Origin of the sequence: Stenotrophomonas sp. HMWF003, assembly GCF_003061285.1 — a bacterium.
Lineage (GTDB): Bacteria > Pseudomonadota > Gammaproteobacteria > Xanthomonadales > Xanthomonadaceae > Stenotrophomonas > Stenotrophomonas maltophilia_AP.
Genome location: NZ_QAIW01000432.1, coordinates 2128 through 3080, shown reverse-complemented (window position 1 = coordinate 3080; position 953 = coordinate 2128). Strand labels below are relative to the sequence as shown.

2 protein-coding genes are annotated in these 953 nt (G+C 69.4%); both read left to right on the top strand.

The genetic code is table 11. The annotated features are described in order from the left end of the window. Positions 1-358 (top strand): methionine--tRNA ligase subunit beta (gene metG / locus DBR34_RS23975; protein WP_258224117.1); only part of this gene is annotated, 358 nt, incomplete at its 5' end. Between the two features lie 63 nt (positions 359-421). Further along, a partial coding sequence (locus tag DBR34_RS18585; protein ID WP_128097876.1) for an HAD-IB family phosphatase occupies positions 422-953 on the top strand: 532 nt, incomplete at its 3' end.

Here is a 953-nt window from a genome sequence, read left to right as displayed (position 1 = left end):
GGCCGCCGCACCCGCCGACGGCCCGGCCTACATCGGCATCGACGACTTCGCCAAGCTCGACCTGCGCATCGGCAAGGTGCTGGCCTGCGAGTTCGTGGACGGCTCGGACAAACTGCTGCGCTTCGAACTGGATGCCGGCGACCTGGGCACGCGCCAGATCTTCTCCGGTATCCGCGCCAGCTACGGCGAGCCGGAGAAGCTGGTCGGCCGCAGCGTGGTGTTCATTGCCAACCTGGCCCCGCGCAAGATGCGCTTCGGCCTGAGCGAAGGCATGATCCTGTCGGCCGGCTTCGACGGCGGCGACCTGGCCCTGCTCGACGCCGACAGCAGCGCCCAGCCCGGCATGCCGGTACGCTGATCGCATCCGGGGGCGGCGCTGCCGCCGTCCCCGCCTGCTGGCCTGCACGGAGGGAGGTGCGGTTTGGAACTGGCGTTGTTCGATTTCGACCACACGGTCACCACCTGCGACACCTACGGCCGTTTCCTGCGCCGCGTGGCCACCCCGGAACAACTGGCCCAGGCCTGGTGGAAAGTGGGTCCGTGGCTGCTGGCCTATCGGCTCAAGCTGATCTCGGCCGCGCGCATCCGCGCCCGCGTGACCCGCCTGACCTTCAGCAACCGGCACAGCGAGGACATCGCCACCCAGGCCGCCGGCTATGCCCGCGACGTGCTGCCCGGCGTGGTGCGCCCGCAGATGCTCGAACAGATCCGCTGGCACCTGCAACAACGGCATACCGTGGTGATCGTGTCCGGCTCGCTGGACCTGTACCTGCGGCCGTGGTGCGAATCGCTGGGGCTGGGCCTGATCTGCAACCGGCTGGAAAGCCGCGACGGTCGCCTGACCGGGCGGTATGCCGACGGCGACTGCGGCCCACGCAAGGCCGAACACATCCGGCAACGCTACGACCTGTCACGCTTCCAGCGCATCCACGCCTACGGCGACAGCCGCGAAG